General features: G+C 55.4%; 23 protein-coding genes. 11 read left to right on the forward strand and 12 right to left on the reverse strand.

The features are described from left to right. Nucleotides 1-462, forward strand: a 462-nt coding sequence (locus D8U18_RS00695) for a DNA polymerase domain-containing protein (RefSeq protein WP_277752452.1), incomplete at its 5' end; no start/stop codon positions are given. Here D8U18_RS00695 and D8U18_RS00700 read toward each other — a convergent pair. Together D8U18_RS00700 and D8U18_RS00705 are read right to left on the reverse strand one after the other, a co-directional pair. Next, nucleotides 427-897, reverse strand: a complete 471-nt coding sequence (locus D8U18_RS00700) for a DUF1810 domain-containing protein (RefSeq protein WP_056854794.1) — start codon at nucleotides 895-897, stop codon at nucleotides 427-429. The two genes, D8U18_RS00695 and D8U18_RS00700, sit on opposite strands and share 36 nt — an antisense overlap. A 27-nt stretch (nucleotides 898-924) precedes the next feature. Next, the gene (locus D8U18_RS00705; RefSeq protein ID WP_131106806.1) at nucleotides 925-1,746 is read right to left on the reverse strand and encodes an aldo/keto reductase; all 822 of its coding nucleotides are present in this window, start codon (nucleotides 1,744-1,746) and stop codon (nucleotides 925-927) included. A gap of 500 nt (nucleotides 1,747-2,246) precedes the next feature. Here D8U18_RS00705 and D8U18_RS00710 point away from each other — a divergent pair, with 500 nt between their 5' ends. From D8U18_RS00710 to D8U18_RS28660, 3 genes are all read left to right on the forward strand, one after another. Beyond that, nucleotides 2,247-2,984: a hypothetical protein gene (locus tag D8U18_RS00710; RefSeq protein WP_056854792.1), complete on the forward strand. Its 738-nt coding sequence runs from the start codon at nucleotides 2,247-2,249 to the stop codon at nucleotides 2,982-2,984. A 206-nt stretch (nucleotides 2,985-3,190) separates the two neighbouring features. Continuing rightward, nucleotides 3,191-3,976 (forward strand): sulfite exporter TauE/SafE family protein, encoded by a 786-nt coding sequence (locus D8U18_RS00715; RefSeq protein ID WP_056854791.1) that lies wholly within the window; start codon nucleotides 3,191-3,193, stop codon nucleotides 3,974-3,976. Nucleotides 3,977-4,269: 293 nt separating this feature from the next. After that, entirely contained in the window at nucleotides 4,270-4,410 is a 141-nt protein-coding gene (locus tag D8U18_RS28660; protein WP_156386275.1) for a hypothetical protein, read from the forward strand. Between the two features lie 23 nt (nucleotides 4,411-4,433). On the opposite strand, the gene D8U18_RS00720 is transcribed toward D8U18_RS28660, so the two are convergent. The 4 genes from D8U18_RS00720 to D8U18_RS00735 form a co-directional block, all read right to left on the reverse strand. Then, complete coding sequence (locus tag D8U18_RS00720; RefSeq protein ID WP_347237896.1) at nucleotides 4,434-5,795, reverse strand: CitMHS family transporter; 1,362 nt, start codon at nucleotides 5,793-5,795, stop codon at nucleotides 4,434-4,436. Between the two features lie 92 nt (nucleotides 5,796-5,887). Further along, entirely contained in the window at nucleotides 5,888-6,631 is a 744-nt protein-coding gene (gene phbB, locus D8U18_RS00725) for an acetoacetyl-CoA reductase (protein ID WP_056854789.1), read from the reverse strand. Between the two features lie 133 nt (nucleotides 6,632-6,764). Next, entirely contained in the window at nucleotides 6,765-7,553 is a 789-nt protein-coding gene (locus D8U18_RS00730; protein ID WP_131106807.1) for a TIM barrel protein, read from the reverse strand. 27 nt (nucleotides 7,554-7,580) lie between these two features. Continuing rightward, on the reverse strand, nucleotides 7,581-8,240 hold the full coding sequence (locus D8U18_RS00735; protein WP_056854787.1) for an aspartate/glutamate racemase family protein: 660 nt from the start codon (nucleotides 8,238-8,240) through the stop codon (nucleotides 7,581-7,583). 222 nt (nucleotides 8,241-8,462) lie between these two features. Here D8U18_RS00735 and D8U18_RS00740 point away from each other — a divergent pair, with 222 nt between their 5' ends. Further along, nucleotides 8,463-9,401: a GntR family transcriptional regulator gene (locus tag D8U18_RS00740; RefSeq protein WP_007948269.1), complete on the forward strand. Its 939-nt coding sequence runs from the start codon at nucleotides 8,463-8,465 to the stop codon at nucleotides 9,399-9,401. Here D8U18_RS00740 and rraA read toward each other — a convergent pair. Continuing rightward, entirely contained in the window at nucleotides 9,394-9,876 is a 483-nt protein-coding gene (rraA, locus tag D8U18_RS00745; RefSeq protein ID WP_007948268.1) for a ribonuclease E activity regulator RraA, read from the reverse strand. The two genes, D8U18_RS00740 and rraA, sit on opposite strands and share 8 nt — an antisense overlap. Nucleotides 9,877-10,138: 262 nt before the next feature. Between rraA and D8U18_RS00750 the strand changes: the two genes are divergently transcribed. The 5 genes from D8U18_RS00750 (at nucleotide 10,139) to D8U18_RS00770 (ending at nucleotide 15,611) form a co-directional block, all read left to right on the forward strand. Then, a complete protein-coding gene (locus D8U18_RS00750; protein ID WP_056854786.1) occupies nucleotides 10,139-11,209 on the forward strand; it encodes an isocitrate/isopropylmalate dehydrogenase family protein in 1,071 nt (356 codons plus the stop codon). A gap of 118 nt (nucleotides 11,210-11,327) precedes the next feature. Next, nucleotides 11,328-12,596, forward strand: coding sequence for a 3-oxo-tetronate kinase (otnK, locus tag D8U18_RS00755; protein ID WP_131106808.1), 1,269 nt, complete (start codon nucleotides 11,328-11,330; stop codon nucleotides 12,594-12,596). After that, a complete protein-coding gene (locus D8U18_RS00760) occupies nucleotides 12,586-13,467 on the forward strand; it encodes a LysR family transcriptional regulator (protein ID WP_056854784.1) in 882 nt (293 codons plus the stop codon). Before otnK ends, D8U18_RS00760 begins: the two co-directional genes overlap by 11 nt. A gap of 42 nt (nucleotides 13,468-13,509) precedes the next feature. Next, entirely contained in the window at nucleotides 13,510-14,574 is a 1,065-nt protein-coding gene (locus tag D8U18_RS00765) for a lactonase family protein (protein WP_131106809.1), read from the forward strand. Next, nucleotides 14,571-15,611, forward strand: a complete 1,041-nt coding sequence (locus D8U18_RS00770; protein ID WP_007946576.1) for an AbrB family transcriptional regulator — start codon at nucleotides 14,571-14,573, stop codon at nucleotides 15,609-15,611. Before D8U18_RS00765 ends, D8U18_RS00770 begins: the two co-directional genes overlap by 4 nt. A gap of 37 nt (nucleotides 15,612-15,648) precedes the next feature. On the opposite strand, the gene D8U18_RS00775 is transcribed toward D8U18_RS00770, so the two are convergent. Next, a complete protein-coding gene (locus tag D8U18_RS00775) occupies nucleotides 15,649-16,389 on the reverse strand; it encodes an ABC transporter substrate-binding protein (RefSeq protein ID WP_056854782.1) in 741 nt (246 codons plus the stop codon). Nucleotides 16,390-16,603: 214 nt separating this feature from the next. Between D8U18_RS00775 and acnA the strand changes: the two genes are divergently transcribed. Continuing rightward, the gene (acnA, locus tag D8U18_RS00780) at nucleotides 16,604-19,288 is read left to right on the forward strand and encodes an aconitate hydratase AcnA (RefSeq protein ID WP_131106810.1); all 2,685 of its coding nucleotides are present in this window, start codon (nucleotides 16,604-16,606) and stop codon (nucleotides 19,286-19,288) included. Between the two features lie 696 nt (nucleotides 19,289-19,984). On the opposite strand, the gene D8U18_RS00790 is transcribed toward acnA, so the two are convergent. The 4 genes from D8U18_RS00790 to D8U18_RS00805 form a co-directional block, all read right to left on the reverse strand. Next, nucleotides 19,985-20,773, reverse strand: coding sequence for a nucleotidyltransferase domain-containing protein (locus D8U18_RS00790; RefSeq protein WP_056854780.1), 789 nt, complete (start codon nucleotides 20,771-20,773; stop codon nucleotides 19,985-19,987). 519 nt (nucleotides 20,774-21,292) lie between these two features. Further along, entirely contained in the window at nucleotides 21,293-21,931 is a 639-nt protein-coding gene (locus tag D8U18_RS00795) for an aldolase (protein WP_131106812.1), read from the reverse strand. Further along, on the reverse strand, nucleotides 21,928-22,893 hold the full coding sequence (locus D8U18_RS00800) for a GntR family transcriptional regulator (protein ID WP_056854778.1): 966 nt from the start codon (nucleotides 22,891-22,893) through the stop codon (nucleotides 21,928-21,930). The genes D8U18_RS00795 and D8U18_RS00800 overlap by 4 nt, the downstream gene beginning before the upstream one ends. Before the next feature lie 144 nt (nucleotides 22,894-23,037). Next, nucleotides 23,038-24,660: a methyl-accepting chemotaxis protein gene (locus tag D8U18_RS00805; RefSeq protein WP_056854777.1), complete on the reverse strand. Its 1,623-nt coding sequence runs from the start codon at nucleotides 24,658-24,660 to the stop codon at nucleotides 23,038-23,040. Between the last annotated feature and the right edge of the window lie 294 nt (nucleotides 24,661-24,954).

Consider the following 24,954-nt stretch of genomic DNA (forward strand, 5'->3'; position numbering starts at 1 on the left):
TACAAAGGCCTGGAAACCGTGCGCACCGACTGGTCGCTGCTGGCCCGGCAGTTTCAGCAAGAGCTGTACGAGATGATCTTCCACCGCAAGCCGTATCAGGACTACGTGCGCGAGTACGTGCGCAAAACCCTGGCCGGTGAGTTCGATGATCGCCTGATCTACCGCAAACGCCTGCGCCGCACCCTTGATGACTACCAGCGCAATGTGCCGCCGCACGTGCGGGCGGCGCGTATCGCCGATGACTACAACGACCAGCAGGGTCGCCCCCGCCAATACCAGAGCGGCGGCTGGATCAGTTACGTGATCACCGTCGCTGGCCCCGAACCGCTGGAGATCCGCAGCGCGCCGATCGATTACGATCACTACATCAGCAAACAACTGCAACCGGTGGCGGACGCGATCCTGCCGTTTGTCGACGACGATTTCTCAACCCTGATTGGGGGGCAACTGGGCTTGTTTTGAGTCCATCAGCGACAACGTCCAGTCATCCAGGATGCCGTGGAAATACTGATTCAACGCTTGGTGAAACGGGCTGTCAGCGGCAGCGACCTGGGCGAACAGAGTCATCGATGAATGAAACTTCAAGTCGTCGGGATGGCCGAATATCGCCGCTACCGAGCGCTGCTGGATGTTCAGCACTTCCTGGGTGCAGATGCGCAACCTGGCACCCAACACGGGGTGTTCAAGGTAGGCCTGCGCTTCTTCGCGGGAGCGGATCGCAAAGCGTCGGGACATTTCACTGCCACCGAGCCCGGCGAACTGCGGAAAGACAAACCACATCCAGTGGCTGCGTTTGTGGCCGGCATTCAATTCGGCCTGGACTCGGTCGAATACCGGGTCTTGTGCCTGAATAAAACGTTGCAGGTTAAAGTCGTCCGGTTGATCGGTGCTTCTCATATCGAAGCCCTCTGACACCGCGTTGGCTCAGACCATGGCCAGTCGCTGCTTGCGTTTGGGCGCGTGAAACGCTTGGTCCAGCGCCTCCAGATCCCCGACTTCCAGTTGCAACTGCGCCGCTTGCGCATTCAGTTGCACGTGTTCAGCGCGGACCGCCTTGGGGATGGCGATCACACCGTCCTGGCGCAGCAGCCATGCCAGCGACACCTGGGCGGGCGTCACAGCGTGGCGGGCAGCCACTTGTCTGAGCGTGGCATTGGCGAGCATTTTTCCGCCCTGGCCGATTGGACAATAGGCCATGACCGGCATGTTGTGCTGCTGACACCAGGGTAACAAATCAAATTCTATGCCACGTTCTTCCAGGTTGTAGAGCACCTGATTGGTGGCGCAGGCCTTGGCATCGAGGTCCTGCAAGTCATCGACATCAAAATTGGACACGCCCCAGCGACCGATCTTGCCCGCCTCACGCAGGCGTTCGAAGGCCTCGACGGTTTCTGCCAATGGGTATTGGCCGCGCCAGTGCAGCAGGTATAAATCGATATGGTCGGTCTTGAGCCTGCCCAGACTGCGCTCGCAGGCTTGGGCAATGCCTTGGCGGCTGGCGTTGTGTGGATAGACCTTGCTGACCAGGAAGACTTTGTCGCGCTGGCCAGCGATGGCTTGGGCCACGACTTGCTCGGCGCCACCTTCGGCGTACATTTCGGCGGTGTCGATGAGGGTCATGCCCTGATCGATGCCCAGGCGCAGGGCGGCGATTTCTTCTTTTTGGCGGGTATGGTCTTCGCCCATTTGCCAGGTGCCTTGGCCGATCACGGGTACTTGGCGACCGGCCAGTTGCTGAGTTCGCATGCTTGGTTCCTTTTTGCTCGACACTACAGTTGGCATCAGGATAGCCGCTGGGTTCCGTCTTGGCGGGTTCTGGGCCGACCATGCTGTGGATGTTTTGGGTGATACCCGTTACTGCGGTAACGGCGACTGAGGGTTTCGCCGCAGTGGGAGTTTGCTTGTTGGTGATGGCGGTCTGCCAGCCAACCAATCTCTGCCAGTTGCACTCCATCACCTGTAGGAGCACGGCTTGCCGGCGATGGCGTCCTTGAGATCGCCATCGCGAGCAAGCTTTGCTCCTACAGAGACATCATCCAATAAAGCCGTCGGTTCGCAGCACCTGTGGGAACTGGCATGCCAGCGATGACGGCCTGTCATCCACCATTCCTTCGAAGTGCAAATGATCTTTCCCTGCCGATGATCGATTGCCCACGCCCGACACTGCACTTTTTCCAATTGATCGGCTCTATCCATAGCCGTTGCGGCGAATCCCGCCGCACAGGAATGTGTCAGTCCAATCCCTTATGGTTCGAGTGTTGCCCTTCAACCTTATCCGCGTTCGCCTGCTGGCCGGTCTGTTGTTGCTCTGCGCCAGCGGTTGCAGCCATCAGCCCGGCAATGATCTTTTCAGCCAGATACGTGATGGAAAACCCCAGGAATTCCTGCAAACCAGCGTTGATCGCATGGCCACGCTGGCTATGCGTGACAATCTCGACAGCCTCTACCTGCTGATGAGCAAGTTGTACCTGCGCAACCCCGACGAGCTGAAGAAATCCGGCTTCCTCGACGCCCGCACTGCCGGCAAGCAAGTGCGCATGGCCATCGAACAGCAACAGCCGTTACCCACCCTGGGCGGGAAAAAAGACCTGGCGGCGTTGCGCTTTGCCATGAGTCCGGAATTTCTCGGAGACCGGGTCGGCGCGTTCATTTATGCCATCGGCAGCATGCTGGTCACCGCCCACGGTAATCGCCTGGAGTTCTACATGACCGACGCGATCAACCCGACGTTTGTCAGCAACGCCGCCCGCAACATCGAAATCGCCACCTGGATTTTGAGCCAGCGACAGAATAAGGATGGCCAGCCCATGCTGTTTTCCAACGAAATCTCGGAGGAGGGCAGTAACCTGAGTTTTGCCGTGGAGTTCGGCAAGATCGTCGCGCGCCTGGATTTGCTGACCCAGATGCTTGACGAGCGCTACCGGCGTATCGGCCTCAACTATGCGCAAAGCCTGCTGTTCCTGAATTTTCTCCCGGTGCAGTGAAATCCCCACAACCTCCTGCAGGCGCCAGCCTGCAGGCGAAAACGTCAAGACACAGCGATTGATCTGAAAGGGCTCGACATCGTTGCCTCCCTCGCGAGCAGGGAACTGTATTAGGCATAAAGATAGATCGCATCGATATAACTGGTTATAAGAAATATCGCTATGCTGCGGGCCAGATTTTCCCTGCGGTCTATGTGGACGTATCAATGGATTTAGTGAACATCGGGTTGGTCGTGGCCGGACTGGTTGTCGGCTTCATCGTCGGCATGACAGGCGTAGGTGGCGGGTCGTTGATGACCCCGATCCTGCTATGGTTCGGAATCAACCCGGCAACCGCCGTCGGCACCGACCTGCTGTACGCGGCCATTACCAAATCCAGTGGCGTACTTGTTCACAAAAAGAACAACAACATCGACTGGCACATCACCGGTTGGCTGACCCTCGGCAGCGTGCCGGCAGTCATGCTGACGTTGTGGTTCCTCAGCACATTGCATTCCAGCCCTGACGCGATGAACGCGATCATCAAGCAAGCCCTGGGCTTTGTGTTGTTTGCCACGGCGCTGGCGATTCTGTTCAAGAAACGCCTGCTGGACTTCGCCCACAAGCGCGCCGGTGGCAACTACAACCCAAGCGGTCCGCGCCTCAACGTCCTGACCGTTATCACCGGGCTCGTTCTCGGCACCATGGTGGCACTGACCTCCATCGGCGCCGGTGCGTTGGGTACGGTGGCGCTGTTTATCCTTTATCCGCTGCTGCCGACCCGTCGCCTGGTCGGCACGGAAATCGCCCACGCCGTCCCGCTGACGCTGGTGGCCGGTCTGGGCCATGCGAGCATGGGCAACATGGATTGGCAGGTACTGGGTTTTCTGCTGGTCGGTTCGCTGCCGGGGATTTACCTGGGCAGCCACCTCACCGGGCGCATCTCCGATGAGCTGTTGCGTCCTTGCCTGGCGACGATGCTGGTGTTGATCGGTTACAAACTGGCGTTCTAGGGTTTACCACCTAGGAGAATCTAAAAAATATTCATCAAGCCCTGATATTCAGGGCTTTTTTATTTTTTATGGCTCGTCCTGAATAAGGTTTACACCTTCTGACTTCTTATCAGGAAGGTGCAATGGACACGGGTGCAAAGCGCAGTCAGCGCGCTTACATGCTGACTTGAGCAGGGCATAACCAGCACTAGTGCGATCAGCCAGACTATTTCGATGAACTCCCTTCGCTTCAGGGCAGGCCTTGGACAGCGCTTGTCCTTGGGCGAGAGAGTTGGCTTGCGCACGTGACTGCCATGGCTGAAGTGATGCTTGGGGGCAATGTAAAAGCACCGCGCTGGGCTAACAAACCTAATGTATTTTGCGATCTTGATCGAACGAAAAAAATCCCGAAAACATTTCTGTTTCCGGGATTTTTTATTGGTTTGCAGCGGTGATGCTAGTTGTTCCTCACCTCCCCTTAGACACCCGCTGCCAGAGGGAACAAGCCCAGTAGCAAGCAAGCGAGCAGGATCAGGAAGCTGAGCGCAAACGCCCATTTCATGGTGTATTTCTGGTGGTCGCTGAACTCCACACCAGCCAGACCGCAAAGTAAGTAGGTCGAGGCCACAAGAGGACTCAGAAGGTGAACTGGTTGACCTACCAGCGAGGCCCGGCCGATTTCAGCGTGGGTAATGCCATAAACCTCGGCAGCCTTGGCGAGTACTGGAAGCACACCATAGTAGAAGGCGTCATTGGACATGAAGAACGTGCCCGGGATACTCGCCAGCGCGGTGATCGGAGCCATGTACGGGCCCCAGGTTGCAGGAAGCATTGCCAGGAAGCTGGCGGACATCGCGTTGACCATGCCCGTCCCGGAGAGGATACCCGCCAGAATGCCGGCTGCCAGGAAGATCGCAATCTGGTTCAGGGCTGTTGGAGCGTGCGCGGAAATGCGACGACGTTGATCGTTCATGTGTGGGTAGTTGATTACCAATGCAACGGAGAACGCGACCATGAACAAAATGGAAAGTGGCAGGATTTCCACCACCAGGCCAGCCATCAAAGCAATCGTCAGACCCGCGTTCAACCAGAACAGTTTTGGACGACGCAGTTCGGCATTTTCGTCTGACATCGATGGCAGACCTTCGTCAGTCTCATCGTCAAAAACGGTGGCAGCAGCACCCACTGACAGACGCAGTTTTCCGAGGCGTTGACGCTCGCGAATACCGATGAAGTAAGCCAGCGCCAGAACGCCCAGGAAGCCCACCACCATAACGGGAATGAGTGGGATGAACAGCTCGGACGTATCGACCTGCAGGGAAGCTGCGGCGCGTGCAAGTGGGCCGCCCCATGGCAACAGGTTTGTCACGCTTGCCGCCAGAATGACTACACAGGTCAGTGACAAGGGTTCGAGTCTGAGTCGCTTGAACAGAGGCAGCATCGCCGTGACGGTGATCATGTAGGTTGTCGAACCGTCGCCGTCCAGCGACACCATGCCTGCCAGCAGGGTCGCGAAAACGACCGCCTTCATCGGGTCGCCGTTGATCAGTTTGATGAACTTGCGAATGATCGGATCGAACAGGCCTGTATCGAACATCACGCCAAAGTAGAGGATCGCGAACATCACCATGACGGCGGTTGGCGCTACCTTTTTCAGGCCATCGATCATCATGTTGCCCATGTCCGGACCGAAGCCTGCCATGAGTGCGAAAACGATCGGAACTGTTGTCATCGCTACCAACGGTGACAACCGCTTGGTCATGATCAGTGCCATGAAGGTCACGATCATGCCGTAGCCGAGTATTGAGAGCATTTGTATCACCTTGACGTAAAGTACAATTGTTTTTATGGGATCTGCGCAAAAAGCGCATCAAGGTTCCCGCTGTATTTTTGGTTTGATCCAGCGGGTCGCCGCTGAGTCTCACACGAGTATCAACTCATGTGAAGGCCGCCATTGAGCGAGAAGTCGGCACCGTTTGCGTAACCGGCTTCATCGGAGGCTAGCCAGGCGCACACCGCTGCGATCTCCTCGGGTGTTCCCAGGCGACGAGTCGGAATGTCCTGAATGATGCGATCCATCGCGTCCGCCGTGGTGACGGACTTGAGCTTGGCAGTGGCGATGTATCCAGGAGAGACGGTATTGACGGTGACCCCACGGGAGCCGACTTCTCGTGCCAGTGCGCGAGTGAAGCCTCGAATTGCAGATTTGGCAGTGGAGTAGTTGACCTGACCTACCTGGCCCAGTTGAGCATTTACAGAGGAGATGTTGATCACTCGTCCCCAGCCTCGTTCGGCCATGCCATCGATAACCTGTTTGGTTACGTTGAATAGCGAATTGAGATTGGTGTCGATGACGGTAGCCCAGTCATTGGGCTGCATGTCATGGAATACAACATTGCGAGCGGTACCGGCATTGTTGATCAGAACGTCAACAGGGCCGACATTTTTCTTGATTTGATCGAAAGCCTTTTGGCAGGACTCCCAATCAGCAACGCTACCTTCAGAAGCGATGAAGTTGAAACCAAGCTCCTTTTGTTGGGCGAGCCAGGTGTCCTTCAGGGGAGAGTCAGGGCCGCATCCTGCGACGACGGTGAACCCGTCACGTGCCAGTCGTTGGCAAACTGCAGTCCCCAGGTTTCCCATGCCTGCAGTAACAAATGCGATCTTTTTGCTCATGCGTAAACTCCTGTTGTGTTTTTTGTTGGGAGTATTGCCTGCAACCTTCGAGGGCTACTGAGGGCTAATAAACTCCACTCGAAATTGTTTTGCAAGATTACGCAGTACAATTTCTTCAAAAAGAAACGATTTCTTACCAACGGTCATCCTCGTGAGGATGCGGCATCATGATCCTCCGGAGTTCTTCCAGCCCATCGAGAGTCGAGGTGCGAGGGCGGTACTCGCAACCCACCCAGCCCTGATAGGCCCGGTCTTCAAGCATGGAGAGCAGTTTTGGGAAGTCGATGTTGCCTGTGCCTGGCTCGTTGCGGCCGGGAAAGTCGGCGACCTGGATGTGACTTACCCGAGACCACCATTGATTGAGCTTGCGCAGGCAATCCTCGCCTAGAAGCTCGGTGTGGTACGTGTCCAGGATGAGTCCAAGGCTGGGCAGTGTCTGAAGCATCTCTTCGGCGAAGTCGTATCGGCTCATCAGGTAACCTGGGACTTCATCTGAGCTTATGACTTCAATCAAAGGCTCGATGCCTTCTCCAGACAAGAACTCTACGGCGTACTTCAAATTGCGTCGGTAAGTGCTGCTATCGGCAATGATCCCAAGTGCAGCCTGCGACACTCCTGACATCAGGTGAACCATTCGGCAGTCGAGTGCATTTGCATAGTCGACGGCTTTGATCAGATCAGATCGAAATGCTTCTTTTGAACTGCAAATGCCGGTAGTGCCTTTGGTTGGCCCCGATGGCGCGGCGAATTGCACCATCTGCAGTTCATGCTCGCAGAGAAGCTCTGCTATTTGCTGTGCTTCGTATTCGTAGGGCGAGGGGAACTCGACCGCTCGAAAACCCGCGTTGGCCGCTGCCGAGAACCGCTCCAGGAAAGGCAACTCCGTAAACTGGAAGCCGATGTGTGCGTTCAACCTGGTCATGGGGACTCCTTGAATATTCGATCTGTATCAGGCTTTGAGAAGGTCACGCAGCTTCAACACGGCGCTGTCGGGTGTTGTCAGTACGGGCAGGCCACTCGCTTGACTCACTTGTTGTGCTGCGCTGGTCATGGAGAACTGGGCAAAGCACAACAATTCGCTATTGGTTGGGGAGCGAGCTGAATCGACGATCAGCGCGTCATGGCGTTCAGCATTTCCCTTGCGCAGTTCGGCGAGTGCTTCTGGACAAACAAGGGTGTCGAGCTCGATATCGACGCCCAGTTGTCCCGCGTGGGCTAAAAATTCCTCGGTCATCGATGCAATGGCCGGCTGGAATGTCGCAAGGATGGTGATTCTTGCTGTGCGTTGAAGGGCCGCCTCGATCATGGCTTCGTTCGGTTTAAGCACCGGAATGCTCAGCGAGCGTTTGCACAAGTCGATCGCCTCACCAAATGCCGAGCACGTAAACAGGATCGCATCAGCACCGGACTCTGCGGCGTAGGTCGCGAGTTTCAAGAACCGCTGGCTCAAGTCCGGGGTCAGCTCACCGGCCTCGGCCAAATCGCTAGAGAGTGAATCCTCCAATAAATTGGCCAGCCTGGCCTCAGGCCAAAGTCGTGTGAACGCCTCAGTGATGGGGTCTATGGCTACTGGCGTTGCATGGATCAGATAGATGCGTGGTGCGGTCATGACGGTTTCCTGCGTTACTGTAGGTCAAGTGGGTGTACGGTGAAGCCCTGAATTGTCACTGGCGTGTTGATGTGCATCAGGTGTGTTATTTTTCTTTAAAGCTTGGATTCGGGTGTAATCACTCCAAACCGGGCTATGCACGTCATCCTCCTCTGATTACCGGTTTCCATGAATTCAGCAGAATCGACTCTTCAACAACCCTTGGTGGGCGAACCAGCCAAAATGAAGCCCAAGATTAAGAAAGACCTTGCGGAGCAGTTGGCACCCAAGATCATCGACATGGCCAGGGCCCGGTCGATGCGCGCTGGTGATCCTTTGCGTGAGGAGTCTTTTGCCAAGGAGTTGGGAGTGTCCCGGTCTCCGATTCGACGAGGTTTTGCGTTGTTGGCCGAATTGGGTCTGGCGACCAAGGAGCCGAACCGGGGTTATTTCCTGACGGCTGACGCGCGAGGAATCGACAGTCGCAAGCTCCCTCTGGAAGTCGATCCCTTTGAAGACTTCTACTTGCGCGTTGTTGACGACGTCTTGCGTGGTGACATTCCCACGACTTTTTTTGAAGCCGAATTGATGCGCAAATATGAGGTGCCCAGAGGGCAGCTCATGAAGGTTCTGACCCGGCTGGCCAATGAGGCAATGATTGAGCGCAAGCCTGGGCAGGGGTGGGAGATCAACAGTTTTCTGCATGACTCCAAAGCCCATATTCAGAGCTACCGTTTTCGCATGGCAATCGAACCGGCCGCCGTATTGGAGCCTGGTTACGAGGTGGATAAGCCTGCGTTTGCCAAAGCGCGGGAAATCCAGCAGCAACTGCTCGATGGCGACATTTTCACCTTGTCGCGATCGCAGCTGTTCCAGATCGGTTCGCAGCTTCATGAGCTGGTGGTGCGCTGCTCGGGCAACGCTTTTTTTCTTGAGGCAATCCGCCGCCAGAACCAACTGCGTCGTTTCATGGCCTACAAGGCCAACGTGGATCGGCCTCGCCTGATCAACCAATGTAAAGAACACATCCATCTTCTTGATCTCATCGAAAGTGGACAGCGAGAGGAGGCGGCGGAATTTCTACGCAACCACCTTGATGTGGTCGGGCGGCAAAAAACTGATAAAGAGGCCAAGGATGAGCTGGAATACCAGCGCAGCCTTGAGATATCGGTCGTCAGCTAGCGCTCAGCTCGTTTAACAACACCACGCCATCATCATCGCCGAACAGCTGGTCGCCATCGGCGATGGTGTGCCCGGCGAATTCCACCGTTATGCCAATCTGCCCTTCGTTTCGTTTGACGGTCTTTCGCGGTGATGTGCCCAGTGCCTTGATGGCGATCGGCATGTCACGTAATGCAGCTTTGTCGCGGATGTAACCGTAAATCATCACACCGGCCCAGCCGTTCTTGACCAGATCTTCAGCGATCACATCGCCGAACAGCGCGTAGCGGTCACTGCCGCCTCCGTCCACCACCAACACCCGGCCGTGCCCCGGCAGACTGCTTATTTCCTTGATCCGGGAATTGTCCTCGAAACATTTGAGGGTGAAGGCGCGTCCCTCGAAATCATTTTTGCCGCCAAAGTCCTGGAAAATCGGGGCCAGTACGCGAATTGAGTCTGGGTATTGATCGCAAAGATCGGAGGTTTTGACTGTCATGCAGGATCTCCTGGGAAAGTGAATTGGGTGACCGTTGAGCGTAAAGGTTGCACAAACTGAATATTCATGCAATAAAATGCAATCTGTCGAGGGCGATAGCGCTACTGCCCCCCATATCGTCTCAGGACGAACGGGAGCAAAAGGTTAAGGACTTCGTCTCGCCAATATTGTACTTTGTATTTACGATGTACAGAAATGGGGCCGGTTCATCACGCACAGGCTTCGAAAAAATTCAGCTCAAACAATAAGTAAGGGGTATGCGATGCGTATTTTGGTTCTTCCTGGTGACGGTATTGGTCCAGAAATCGTTGAATCTTCGATGTCGGTGCTCAAGGCAGCCAACACAAAATTCGATCTGGGCTTGAGCTTCGATTACGACGATGTCGGTTTCACAAGCCTGGATAAATACGGCACCACCTTGCGTGATGAAGTGCTGGAAAAAGCCAAAGGCTACGACGGCATCATTCTCGGCACCCAGTCGCACGCCGACTATCCAGTGCCTGAAAAAGGCGGTCGCAACGTTTCTGCCGGTTTCCGTATCGGCCTGGATCTCTACGCCAACGTACGTCCTGCCCGTACCCGTCCATTCCTGACTTCCAACATGAAGGAAGGCAAGACGATGGACCTGGTGATCATGCGTGAAGCGACTGAAGGCTTTTATCCAGATCGCAACATGAGCCGCGGTTGGGGCGAAGTGATGCCGACTCCGGATATGGCTTTATCCACTCGTAAAATCACTCGTCATTGCAGCGAGCGTATCGCCCGCCGTGCATTCGAGCTGGCTATGAAGCGTGGCAAGAAAGTCACCGCCATTCACAAGGCCAACAGCTTCCACATGACCGACGGGCTGTTCCTGGAATGCGTTCGCGATGTAGCGAAGGACTTCCCGGAGGTCACTCTGGACGATCTGCTGGTCGATGCCTCCACTGCCCACCTGGTACGTAGCCCTGAGCGCTTCGACGTTCTGGTCGCGACCAACTTCTACGGCGACATCATCAGCGACCTTGCCAGTGAACTGTCGGGCAGCCTGGGTCTGGCCGGTTCCATGATGGCCAGCGACACTCATTGCTGCGCCCAGGCCCAGCATGGCTCTGCGCCGGATATCGCCGGTCAGGACAAGGCCAACCCGGTTTCGATGATTCTGTCCGTTGGCATGCTGCTGCAGTGGATGGGCGAGCACCACAACAAGGAAGCGCTGATCAAGGCCGGCCTGGAAATGGAAAAGGCAGTGGATGTTGTGCTGCAGGATCCTAAGCAGCGCACGCCTGATCTGGGCGGCTCCAGCGGTACCAAAGCGTTCGGCGAAGCGGTAGCCAAAGCCATTCTGGGCTGATTGAAACGGGCGGCATGCCAGGCATGTCGCCCGTTATCTGGAGTGTTGCGGATCTATAACAAGAAAACGCCTGTTCTCCTTTTGGATATCCAAAGGAGGAGGGCACGAGGAGACCACAGTGAGTCAATTACTACTCGGTTGCATCGCTGATGACTTCACCGGCGGTACGGATTTGGCCAGTACGCTGGTACGTGGCGGCATGCGCACGCTACAAGTGATCGGTGTGCCGCAAGGGCCACTGCCTGACGACATCGATGCTGTCGTCATTGCCCTGAAAAGCCGTACCGTCAGCCCGGAAGAAGCCGTTACCCAATCGCTCGAAGCGCTGAAATGGTTGCGTGCGGCAGGCTGCCAACAGTTTTTTTTCAAATATTGCTCGACGTTTGACTCGACCTCTCGCGGAAACATCGGCCCTGTCGCCGATGCACTTGCTGAAGCTTTGAACGTCTCGTTCGCTGTGGCTTGTCCTGCATTCCCGGAGAACAAACGGACGATTTTTAACGGTCATTTGTTCGTCGGCGATGTGCTGTTGAGCGAATCCGGCATGCGTAATCATCCATTGACGCCAATGACCGATTCCAATCTGGTTCGGGTGTTGCAGCAGCAGACGCTCAAACCGGTAGGTCTTGTTGCACATTCGGTCGTAAACAAGGGCGCGCAAGCCATTTCCGCGGCTTTCAACAGCCTCACTGCCCAAGGTCGAGGTTATGCCATTGTCGATGCGATCGATGATGAAGATTTGTATGCGATAGGCACTGCCGTGGCGGACCATAAACTGGTTACCGGCGGTTCTGGCGTTGCGCTGGGTCTACCTGAAAACTTCCGTCGTGCAGGCAAGCTCGGTCAGTCCGAAACGGCATCGGTACTGCCTGTCATCGAGGGCTTGGGCGCCGTTGTTTCCGGCAGTTGTTCGGTAGCGACGAATGGTCAGGTCGAGCACTGGCAGAAAACCCGCCCGAGCTTTTCCATTGATCCGCTGCGTCTTGCCAATGGTCATGATCAGGTTGCTGAAGCACTTGAATGGGCAAAGGATCTGATTCAAAAGGGTCCCGTCCTGATCTATGGAAGCGCACATCCAGAGACGGTCAAGCTTGCTCAGCAAAAGCTCGGTGTTGAGGCGGCTGGGCAGATCGTTGAAGACGCATTGTCCGCCGTCGCTGTCGGCCTCTACGGCATGGGTGTTCGCAAGCTGGTGGTTGCCGGCGGCGAGACATCGGGTGCGGTAGTCAAGGCACTGCAAGTCAAGGCTCTGCGAATTGGTGCGACCATCGATCCTGGTGTGCCTTGGACACTCGGCTTGCGCGACGACCCGGTTGCCCTGGCGCTGAAATCCGGCAATTTCGGCACGGTAGACTTCTTCGAGAAGGCATTGGCCAATGCGCCATGATCTGCTCAGCCTGGAAATCTTCATGGCTGTGGCGGAGCAGCGAAACCTGACCAAGGCATCGCAGCTCTGCCACCTGGCGACCTCCGCAGTCAGTAAGCGGATCAGCGAGCTTGAAGAGAAGGTGGGTTCTCCCTTGTTCATTCGCTATCCGCGCGGAATGGAGCTGACCCCTGCGGGTCAGTCGCTGCGCCATTACGCGTTGCAGGTGAACGAAACTCTTCAGAAGATGGACCAGGAGTTGAGTGAGTATGGTGCTGGAATCAAGGGCCATGTTCGATTGCACGCCATTACATCGGCGTTGGCCCAACAGCTGAGTCTGGATATCGGCACGTTTATGGAAACCTACCCCGATATCAAGTTCGATATCGAGGAGCGCGTCGGTGCGGCAATCGTACGAGCGGTGTCGGACGGTCGTGCGGATGTCGGCATCATTGCCGAACAGACGCCTTCACAAGGGTTGGAATCCGTTCCCTATCGCGTGGATGAGTTGGTGATTGCGGTTCCAGAACGGCATCCGTTGGCGGCACAGACGCAAGCCAGTTTCGAGCAAGCGTTGATCTTCGAATTCATTGGTCCTCACGTGGAGAGCTCGGTGCATTTGCTGCTGAGTGAACAAGCCGAATTGTTAGGTAAGCCAATCAGGCAGCGGGTTCGCGTTTCCAGCTTTGAATGCATGTGCCGGATGGTTTCGACCAATCTGGGCATTTGCATTTTGCCTCGCGATGTTCTGCGTCCCTATCTGCGTTCCTTCCATTTGCAGGCTGTCACGTTGGCCGAGCCATGGGCCAAGCGTCAGTTGAATATTGTTGCTCGACGATTCGAAGCGCTCCCTCCTACCGCTCGCGCGTTCGTCGCACACTTGACCGCGTGACAGGTGCCATCCATGCACCTGCTCGCCTTTTGAGATGACTTCATGTTCATTTACGTAGGCTGTCGTACCACTCGTGAAAGGAATGCCCGTGGCAACGGGATCAACGTCTACAGCGTCGACTCAAAGACTGGGCGCCTGTCTCATGTGCAGTTGGTTGATGGATTGGTAAACCCTTCATTTCTTGCGATCAGTAAACAGAAGGATTTCCTGTACTGCGTCCATGGTGATACGGATCAGGCCAGCGCATTCAGCATCGGCGCCAATGGCACGCTGCGCTACCTCAATAGCCAAAGCACCCATGGCCACAATCCCGCACATTTGGCGATTTCACCGGACGGCGACTTCCTGGTGGTGAGCAACCATTACAGTGGTTCTGTTGTTGTTTTACCGATTCTCGATTCGGGGGAACTCGGCGAACTCTGCGATCAAGTGATGACGCAAGGGCCGATCGGACCCCATCGAATTGAACAAAAAGGCCCGAAACCGCATTTCAATCCATTCGACCCCAGTGGAAAGCTAGTCGTCGTACCGGATAAAGGTCTCGACCGGATCTTCACTTACCGATTCGACTCACTGTCGGGCAAGCTGCTCCCGACAGCCTGTCCATCTGTTGCCACCCGCAAAGGAGCCGGGCCGCGGCATGTGGCTTTTCATCCGGGACTACCCGTTGTCTACTCGGTCAATGAGCTCGACTCGACCGTCGCAACCTATCGCTTGAACAGCGAAAGTGGTGAGCTGCAGCCGCAGCAGGTGCTCTCTGCGCTGCCGGATTCTTTCACCGGTGACAGCACGGCCGCAGAGATCGAAGTCGATAAGGCCGGGCGCTTCCTCTACGCCTCCAACCGGGGAAGCGACAGCATTGCGCGCTTCAGCATTGATCCTCAATCGGGCTGGCTGACATTCGAATCAGCGACGCCAACGCAAGGCCTCACTCCTCGATTTTTCGCCTTGTCGCCCGACGGCGGATGCATGTATGTGGCCAACGAGGACAGCGACACCATCGTGGTTTTCAGAGTTGACCCAACGACTGGAAGCTTGACCCCAACGGGTGAGGTGATTGAGACAGGGAGTCCAGTGTGTATGGTCTTTGGTGGCGCCAACCTATGAGAGCGTTTTTCACCTCAATGGGATTGTGGTGGGCGACACCGCTGGTTGGAGTGGCCGGCGCACTGATTGCCAGTTACCTGAACTGGCCTTTGCCCTGGATCATTGGATCGATGTTGGCGGTTATTCTGGTGCGATGTCTCGGCTGGCGGGTAGGGGAGATCCCCAATGGGCGATTGACCGGGCAATGGATGATTGCGACATCCATCGGCCTGCATTTCACACCCGCGGTGCTGGAGCAGATCCTGGGGCATTTCGCGATGATGCTGTTCGCGGCATTTCTCACCTTGTTACTTGCCTTGCTCGGCATCGAGTTCATGCGGCGTCGAGGCATGGATCTGACGACTGCCTTTTTCGCCTTCATGCCTGCGAACTTTGCAGAGATGATTCAATCGGGGATCAGGCATAAGGCCAACGTCAGTCAAATCGCTGCAGCTCACAGTGTTCGGCTCGTGCTGATTGTTCTTTGTGTTCCGCCCGCGATGTTTTTCAGCTCGAAAATTTCTCCATCGGTGGTTCATGCCCGATTGCCCAGTGATTGGTATTGGCTGCTGCCATTGTTGCTCGGCGGGGCGCTGACGGCGATTATCTGGAAACGGTACAAGTTGCCGAACCCTTGGATGTTCGGCCCGATGGCGCTGTGCGCGCTATTCACTGCCAGCTTCAATCTGCAGACGGCATTGCCCGTTGAGTTGAGCCATTACGGTCAACTCATGATCGGTTGCGCGCTCGGAGGCTACTTTGATCGCCAGTTCTTCAAGGCTTCACCGACATTCCTGATCAAGGTTTCGGTGTTCACCTTAAGCATGATTGTATGCACCTTGTTGCTGGCACTTGGAATCGGTTATCTGCTGGGTTTTCCTTTGATGACGCTGGCACTGGGCATGATGCCGGGCAGCAGTACGGAAATGTACCTGACGGCCGAAGCCTTGAACCTGGGAGTCGGCATCGTTACGGCAATGCAGATCATGCGCTTGATAGTGGTGATGCTCTGCGCTGAGCCGGTGCATAAAATCTGGTTGAAACGCCTTCGCCGCTGAGCAGGCAAGTGCGTTTCAACTCCTTATCGCAACGGCCTCAATTGACTTGAAGCGGGGCAACCGTGACGTCACTTTGGCCGCTTGCGGCAAGTGCCTTGGTAACGAAACCGTTGGCTTTCTGTTCTTCCAGGAATGCTCTGACATACGCCGCACCCGCGGCGCATCGCACGGGAACGCCCATTGCCTGGCGAATTGACGTGAAGTAACCGTCCAGGACGCGCAATTCCTTGTTGGCCTCGGCGACCTTGAGCAGCGGTTGACGCACGCCCGCCGCCGCATCCAGGTTCTCATCGAGAAACAAGTCCACCGCTCCGGCAGAGGTTGGCGCGCGAACCAGGGTTGCGTGCTGTTGAGTCCGGCTCAGGTACAGGTCATAAGCTGCACCCTTGCCCACGGCGATCCGCACGTTGGGTTGATCCAGATCTTCCATCTTGCGGAATGGGGAGCTGTCCTTGACCAGATAGGTACCTTCGATAATCACGTAAGGTTCACTGAAGGCGACTTGAGCTTCACGCACAGGTTCGATGGCCAGGAATGCAATGTTCCATTGATTTTGTGCCAAAGCCTCGAACACTTTTCCCGCAGCATCGTAGGTGATGAACTCGACAGGAACGCCCAGGTGCTTGCCCAGTTCCACCGCCAGGCTGACAGATACACCTTGAGGTTGGCCCGTTTCGGCATTGCGCTGTGCAAGCACCGGATTGCCGAAGTTGATGGCGGCTTTGAGCACACCAGTCGGGGCAAGCTCTTCAAGGACTTTTGCGGTAGGGGCGAGCATAAATGGTCTCCATGGAAATTGTCGTCGCCCCTGAGAGTAGGGAAGTGAGCAAGACCTGACAATTTCAGACTCATCAAGGCTGCGTTCTCCGTTGGCGAACGATGACTTGCTCATTGTTCAATTTTCCCCGGCTCGGCCTTTGGTTACGCTGGGTTCAACTGAACGACCGAATAGAGTCGTTTGCGTACGCACTCAACCGGTGAACGATAAGCCCATGATTTCCACCATCGACGCACGTCATCAAAGTCATCTTCAAGTGGGCGACACCCGTTACGCCTACGTGGATCTGCACAAGATACTCACCCCGGACGAGCTCATTGGCTTGCCCTATTCAATCCGTATTCTGCTGGAGAATGTGGCGCGGTGCTCACCAGCGTCGCTGGACAACTTCATCGCATGCATACGCCAAGGGGCGCCGGCCTGCGAAGTGCCGTTTTATCCTAACCGGCTGATGTTCCACGACACGACATGCCTGCCGGCGCTTGCTGACTTTGCCGGTATGCGCGACATGGTGGCGGAAATGGGTGGCGCACCGGAAACCATGAACCCGATGATTCCTGCGGTGCTGGTCATTGACCATTCGGTGATTGTCGAACGCTACGCCGAAGCGGACGCGGTGGAGAGGAACCTGGACATCGACTACCGCCGCAACTCCGAACGCTACGAATTCATCAAGTGGGCGCAGAAGAGTCTGACCAATTTCAAGGTGGTCCCGCCCGGTACCGGGATCATTCACCAGGTCAACATGGAGTCGCTGGCGACCGTGGTTTGGGAAAGCCAGACTGCCGATGGCCAGCCACTGCTGCATCCTGACGATATCGTAGCAACCGACAGCCACACGCCGATGATCAACGCCATTGGCGTCCTGGGCTGGGGTGTGGGTGGGCTGGAGGGACAGGCTGCCATGCTCGGCGAGCCGGTGCCGATCAGTTTTCCTGAAGTCGTCGGCATTCGTTTGAGCAATGAATTGCGGCCCGGTGTGACGGCCACCGATCTGGCATTGCGCATCACGCAAATATTGCGTGCGAAGGGCGTGGTGGGCAAGTTCGTTGAGTTCTGCGGCCCTGGCCTGTCGAAGCTCAGTTGGGCGGCGCGAGGCACGCTGTCGAACATGGCCCCTGAGTATGGCGCCACCGTAGTGTTCTTCCCGTTCGACGACAGCACGATGGAGTACATGCACCTGACCGGTCGCAGCGAAGACACCATTGCGCGCATTGAGACTTACCTCGAAGCACAAGGCCTGTGGCGCCACGACGCACTGCCCGAACCGCATTTCGATGACCTGATCGAGCTGGATCTCGCGGCCATCGAGCCAAGTGTTGCCGGACCTCATCAACCGCATCAGTGGCGCAAACTGGCTGACGCCGCGCCATCCTTTCGTCAGGAAATTCTGGGTGAGCGGGAGGGCGTGATAGCGCGTTCTTCGGATGCTGAAGCGGAATACTTCGAGCCTTCGTTTGGCCAGGCCCTGACCCATGGCGCCATCTCCCTGGCGGCAATCACCAGTTGCACCAACACTGCAAACCCGAGCCAGATGATCCAGGCGGGATTGCTGGCCCGCAACGCTCAGCGTCGCGGTTTGCGCAGTAAACCCTGGGTCAAGACATCTCTGTCTCCCGGCTCACGCGTAGTCGCGGACTACCTGGAAAAGGCCGATCTGCTGAGCGACTTCTCGGCCTTAGGGTTCGACCTCGCCGGGTTTGGCTGCATGACCTGCATCGGTAACTCCGGCAGCCTCGAGGAACACATGGAGCGCTTCTCGGACCAGGGCCTCAAAACCGTGGTGGTGCTGTCGGGCAATCGCAACTTCGAGGGGCGGGTCAATCCTCGCGTCCAGGTCGGCTACCTGGCTTCGCCGGCGCTGGTCGTGGCTTATGCCTTGGCAGGCACCATCAATAAGGATATCCAGACTGAGCCGTTAGGACAGGATGCGGCAGGCAACGATGTGTACCTGCATGAACTGATGCCCAGTGAAGAGCAGATTCAGGCACTGGTCAGCCAGACCGTTCGCCCGGATTTGTTCCGCCAGCGTAACGCGATGCTGTGGGATGGCACTCATCACTGGCAGGCACTGTCAGCGAGTGGCAGCGTGCAGTTTCCTTGGGCGCCGAATTCGACTTACCTGCGCCGCCCCATCTACCTGCAAAACGTCAAAGCCGAAGCTTCACCCGAGTTGTCGATTCATAGTGCAAGAACTTTGATGGTGCTGGGCGACAACGTCACCACTGACCACATCTCACCGGCCAGTGCGATTCCACTCGAAAGCCAGGCTGGACAGTGGTTGATTGAGCGCGGCGAAAACCCGAACGATCTCAATCAATACTCGACCCGCCGCAGCAACCACGAAGTGATGATGCGCGGTGCATTCGTGAATCGAGCAGTGAAGAATCGGCTATTGGAGCAACAGCCGGGAGAGGGTGGTTTTGCAACGGCTTTTGACGGTTCGATCCAGCGCGTTTACGACGCAGCTCTGAGCTACGTTGCCAAGGACGTGCCGCTGGTGATCTTCGCCGGATTCAACTATGGAGCGGGCTCCAGTCGTGACTGGGCAGCCAAGGCGCAAGCCACCTTGGGCGTCAAGGCTGTCGTCGCGCAGAGTTTTGAGCGTATCCATCGTAGCAATCTGATCGGCATGGGCATCTTGCCCATTACGTTCGCGGCAGGCGTCGACGCGACGAACTTGCAGTTAAAAGGGGATGAGACACTGGACTTCAACGGTCTGGAGACAATGCAGGTGGGGGCAAACCCGCTCTGCCTGGTGATCAATCGCGAGGACGGAAGTCAGACCTCGCTGCCGTTGATTCTGCAGCTGGATTCGCAACAGGAAATTCTCTATTTGAAGGAGGGCGGTATCCTGCCGTATGTCGTGCGCAAGGTCGTTTCGAAGGTGAGCAACTGATAGCGAGGCGGGAAGTGCATCGCAGGATGCCGCCTTCAAAGTGGCTAAAAACCAAGCGCGCAGACTGTCAGATGGCCATGAGGACTGTAAAACCACGGCAGATATTTTCTTGCCGCCATGCATAGCCTTCGGAACAAATTTCCAGGTCGAAACTGCGAAATCTTGAGCTGCCTTCGGCCTGAAGCTTTCATCGGCTCACCATCGGTTAACTCTGCATCTGGGCTAGGTGCTTTCCGCTCGTCGAGACCCATGACGGGAGATTGATAAGATGGCTATATGCCGCTAAAACAAAAGAATTAGGAATAAAAAACTATAGGTGAGGAGATGGTATTGAGATTTGTTGTCGTACCACCAACACCTAAAGAGACAGAATCTGCAAGGTGTGGTGTGCGCTTTTATTCGCGAACGGAGTCGTCTGGATTCGACATTTATGACAACAAGGAAAAGTCCCGTCTACCCCTTCATTTTCCAACGCGAGCGGAGGCAGAAGCGGCGTGTGAATTGAAGAACGCTGAGCAGCTGTTTAGCTCTATGTATTGAACGCGATCAATCGTAGCGGCGGATCGTTCTGTCTTTTCCACTGGTAGCAACGGGTCAGTTTCATCTAGTTGTGATAGGCAGCAAACGACCCAAAGCGGTCATCATTAATTTATGTAGGCTGACGTACCTGGCGTCTACAGAGGGGCCGGTACAACATCATCCCCAAGCGTCTTTGAGCACCGAGCGAAACAGTTCGGAAAGCAATGGTTCAACTTCTTTGCGCTCGCTACGGGTCGGTTTAATTGATTCAAGTCTAGTGAGCTCACGCTCAATGAATTGCTGGATCGGCATGATCTGAGGCGATAATCCCATCTCTGGAGATGCGCGCTTGACCGCAAGCAAATCATCAATTGCCCGCTGGAATTCAGGCTCCCTTTCGATGACACCGCGCAGCCTGTCAAATTCTATAGGCGCGGGCGTTCCAAACTGCTCTAGCCACCGGACCGATAACAACGGGCGTAGTACATAAAAGTATTTTTTCAGAGGGACATGAGGGACCTGCAAATACCCCCTATAGTTAGTTTTAGCCATGCTGCGATAGTGGTAAATGCCGCTTTCTACCGAATACACCTGCGGCAGTAACTCCTTGGCCCACATGTGAAAGGAACCAGTATGCTCATAGATGATGGGCGACTGTATCCACTCCACAAAGCCTGGATTGGACTTCCAAAATAGTCTAAGTGCCTTTCGTAGATCCCAGCCGTTGATGTCCATGTCGTCGATGATGGGATACTCGATGACGTCGCGCTGTTCCTCAAGGCCCACAGCGAGATACCACTCAGGTTTATTCACATAAATGAAGCGTGCGTCGTAGTCGCTGTTGGGAGAGGCGAATCCCCAGGCGCGACTTCCTGACTCAACTGCTAAAAGCACTTTCACATCGTGCTCGTCCTCTGCGCGGCGTAGGCGGGCTCGAACTTCTTCCTGAACAGCCATAGAAACCATGAGCGAACTCTAATTAGATGAAATTTGGCTTGCACGCTACTTGTTCAAGGGTGGACTGTCCAGTGACCGCTTTTGGCCGATTTCTGCCTATCACCAAGGACAGTAATCGACCCTTTGCAGCCGTTCGAGATGTCTACGAAACCAGAGGCGATTCATTTAGCCAATCTGTTGCATCGACCGGTTGAATCCACACTCGTTTTCCGCATTTCATGAAGCGCAGAAATCGATTGCTGCCTGGCGCATGGACTGAAAATAACTCGCAACCGGCCGTCACTCTCCATCGGCGCACCTTACGGATCTGCCCCGAATTCGAAGAACGAGCGTGATAGCGCGGAAATTCAGTTAGATAGTGCCCGGTCAGGCTGCATGACCTAGGTTGAGGGGGAAATAGTGTCAACTATGCAAGGGGACATTCGCCTCGCTAATCACCTCTGACGCGAGATGAATGGAGATCTTGATTAACAAGGCGAGTATCAACGCATTATTCAATGGAACATCTTGTGTTGCTTCTTGGAGGCATCACCACTTGACTGAGAACACCCGACGCAAGTCTTCGATTGCCTCTTCACCTAGCGGTGCAGGCTTCGGATTGCTCATCATCCAGAGCTTCGCCGTTTCCTCAAGCTCCTCCAGGGCAAAGCTGGCTTTCGATACCGAGCTTTCCCAAACCACTGGGCCTAGCCGTTCCAGCATGACGCCACGCACATCGTTGGCCAATTGAGCAACTTGTGCCGCCACGTCAGGAGAACCGGGGCGCTGATAGGCGATCAATGGGATGTGGCCGACTTTCATGATTTGGTAAGGCGTCAGTGGAGGAAGGATGTCGTCTTTGTTCCAGACTCCGGCGAGCGTCAGAGCCACGAGCGAAGTCGAATGTGTGTGCACTACACCATTCACTTCCGGGTTGCGGTCGTATACCTGACGATGCAGCTCCAGGGTTTTCGACGGCTTGTTGCCGGATACCCAGGTGCCGTCCTTGCTGACTTTCGCGATTTCTTCCGGCTTCAATCTTCCCAGGCAGGCGTCGGTGGGGGTGATCAACCAGCCATCTTCCAGACGTGCACTGATATTGCCTGCGCTACCCACGGTATAACCGCGTTGGTACAGGCTTTTGCCGACGGTGCAGATTTCTTCACGCAATTGTTCTTCGGTGCTCAACTTGTGCTCTCCTCGAGAAGTGATGTGAGGCCAGTGCCGATGCCTGAAAGTGAAAGGCTGGCCTCGGCGGATTCGGGTCTTAATTTCAGAATCGGCGATTTGTGAGCGAAGGATCCACTCAGGTGCTGTTTCATGAGATGCGCGGCTTCAAGGTTGTTGCCTTGCTCCACCAGTTCGATCATCCGGATGTGTTCGGCGCACTGTTTGAAAAGGCGCTTGCGGTCGATCATCGAGCGATACTCGATCAAGCGCCGCATGTTGTTCATCTGGACCAGGATCATGTGATAAAGCGGGTTGCCGGAGAGCTTGATTAGCTCTTCGTGGAAGCGGATACCATTTTTGAGCAGCACATCAGCCGGCAGGTTATCAATGCCGCCGTTGAGCATGTCCTGCTGTTCTTTTTTCAAGCGCTGGAGCTTGCTCAGGTCGTGATGGTAAGTCGGCTCCAGCAGCGCTGCCGGTTCGATCAACGAGCGCACCTTGTAGATCTGTTCGAGAGTTTCCGGTGTCTTCGCCACGTCCAGGAATCGCCAGCCATAACCCGGTTTCGGCTCGGCCCAACCGACTTTTGCCGCCCGGTTGAGAATGTCTATGACCTGGGCTTTTGTCAGGTTGTAGCGAGTGCGCAGAAACTGCTCTGTCACTTCGTTGGGGATTGCATTGTTCAGCCAGTCTTCCGAGAGTCGGTAGTATTCGTCCGGCTCTTCAAGCGGAAGTACCTCATCGTGGATTTGCGACGGATCCTGCACGAGCTCCAACACAAAGAACCCACGATTTGGCAGTTGTTCGAGAATATTTTGCTCCGATAGCAATACCAGTGCTTCACGTGCAGGAGAGCGGGAGACGTTGAATTCGTCGGCGACTTTTTGTGCGCTCAGGTGAGCTCCCAGGGCTAGCTTGCCTGTCTGGATTTTCTGCCGGATTTCAGCAGCGATGCGTAGTACGAGGGCGCTTGAGGCCATATTTTGATCACTTACAAATAGGGTGGCGACGATCACTGTCCGCGGTAGTGGAGAGTGATAGCGAATGAAGCATGGCTTGATTCGAACAGGTTTCGTCGCCGATGACTACTTTTTAACGTGGCATTATGCAAAAAATTGCACTGATTAAATCTTGAAGTGACCCACCATACTGTTGAGTTCGACAGCCAAATGGCCGAGGGATATCGAAGCGTCAGTGGTTTGTTGTGAGCCCGTAGCCGACTGAACGGATAGATCACGGATATTGAGCAAGTTGCGGTCAACGGAACGTGCAACGTGCGCTTGTTCTTCCGTGGCTGTCGTAATCATTAGATTGCGTTGATTGATGTCGTCGTTGGCGGCGACAATTTCTGCCAGCGCGCTTTGAGTGGATTGGGCCAAAGACAACGTGAGACGGGTGTTCTCACTGCTGCTGAGCATGGTTGAAACGGCAGTATCCGTTCCGCTTTGGATGCCACTTATCATCTCTTCGATTTCCCGCGTCGACTGTGCAGTGCGGTGGGCGAGGGCGCGCACCTCATCTGCAACGACGGCAAAACCTCTACCCGCATCGCCTGCTCGAGCCGCTTCAATGGCGGCGTTGAGTGCCAACAGGTTGGTTTGTTCGGCAATCGTGCGAATGACGTCCAGTACCTTGCCAATACGCTGCGACTGTTCGGCCAGGCTTTCAATCTGCTCCGAACTGAGTTGCACATCTCGGGTGAGTGTCTCTATGGCGTCCAATGTTTCGACCATGCGTTGTTGCCCTTTCAGGGCAATGTCCCGTGACGCCACGGACAGCTCGGACGTGGATAGCGCATTACGGGCGACTTCTTCAATGGCAGCGGTCATTTCGGTCACCGCGGTGGCTGCCTGCTCAATCTCGGCGTGTTGCTGTTGAATATCCTGACTGGAGGCTTCCGTGACCGTGTTTAGTTGGGCAGTGGCGCTGGTCAATTGACGGGACGAGCCTGAAATCTTTCCCAAGGTCTTTATCAGATTGCTTTGCATGGTCGCCAAGGACTCGAGCAGGCGAGTAGCTTCATCGTTGCCCGTTGGTTGAATGGGCTGGCTCAGATCACCTTCAGCAATTGTTTTCGCGGCTTTAACGGCCACATTCAAGGGAGCAGTGATGCTGCGAGTCAGTAGCCATGCCACCAGAACTGTCCCGATACCAACCAGGATGATGACCAGTGCCACGCCTTGGACGGCGCGTTGATAGGCATCGATCGACTCGTTACCAGCCAGCTCTGCGCCTTGGTTTGAACGGTCGATGAGGTCTTCGAAGTTTTGCGTCATCTGATCGTAGGAATCCCTGATCGTCATCAAAAATTCCCTGGCGCCCGTTTTGTCACCTTTGCGAGAAAGCTTTAGCAATTCGAGGTGATTTTTTGCATACACGTCAAGGCTGGCATTGAACGCGCTCAACCGTCCCTTATCGTCCTCGTTCGTGAGCAACTGGGCGTAGTTCTGCATTTGCTCGCGAACCTGACGCAACCGCCCGGCGGTTTTGTCCTCGTAAGACTGCATGTCTTTCTCGCTGACCGAAAGAATGTGCTGCATCGATCCCATCCGATAGCGGTTCAGTGCAGCATTCGCCGCCCCTAGAGCACGTACCCGTTGAAGCCAATTGTCTTTTATCTGGGTCGATTGGACCTGCACTTCATCGATCTGACGTAGGGCGAAAACCCCTAGCGCAATGCTCAGTGCGGCAATGATGACGAACCCGAGAACCATTCGACTGGCGATGGAGAGGCGTCTTGGCAGCATGATCAATATCCCTTCGGCAGAGTAGTGCGATCCGGGTCGTGGCCGGATGCGTGTATTTGTGCTGACTAAAATAGCATTGCATTTTGGTGTGTCAATGTGCCAAGATTTTTTAAGCGTTTTTCGATGGCGTTTACCTGGGTGCTGGGCGTTTAGCATGAAAATACTAAGGTAAAAAGCCATTTGTCGGTCCCTGGCAGTTTTAGCAGTCAATTGGATTGCTTTGCGCTGATTGATTATTTGCACGCAAATAATCACAAGCGCCTCCAGATTTCCTTTGCGTTCAATAATAAAACC

The sequence above is a fragment of the Pseudomonas sp. Sample_10 genome (genome assembly GCF_004321495.1).
Taxonomy (GTDB): domain Bacteria; phylum Pseudomonadota; class Gammaproteobacteria; order Pseudomonadales; family Pseudomonadaceae; genus Aquipseudomonas.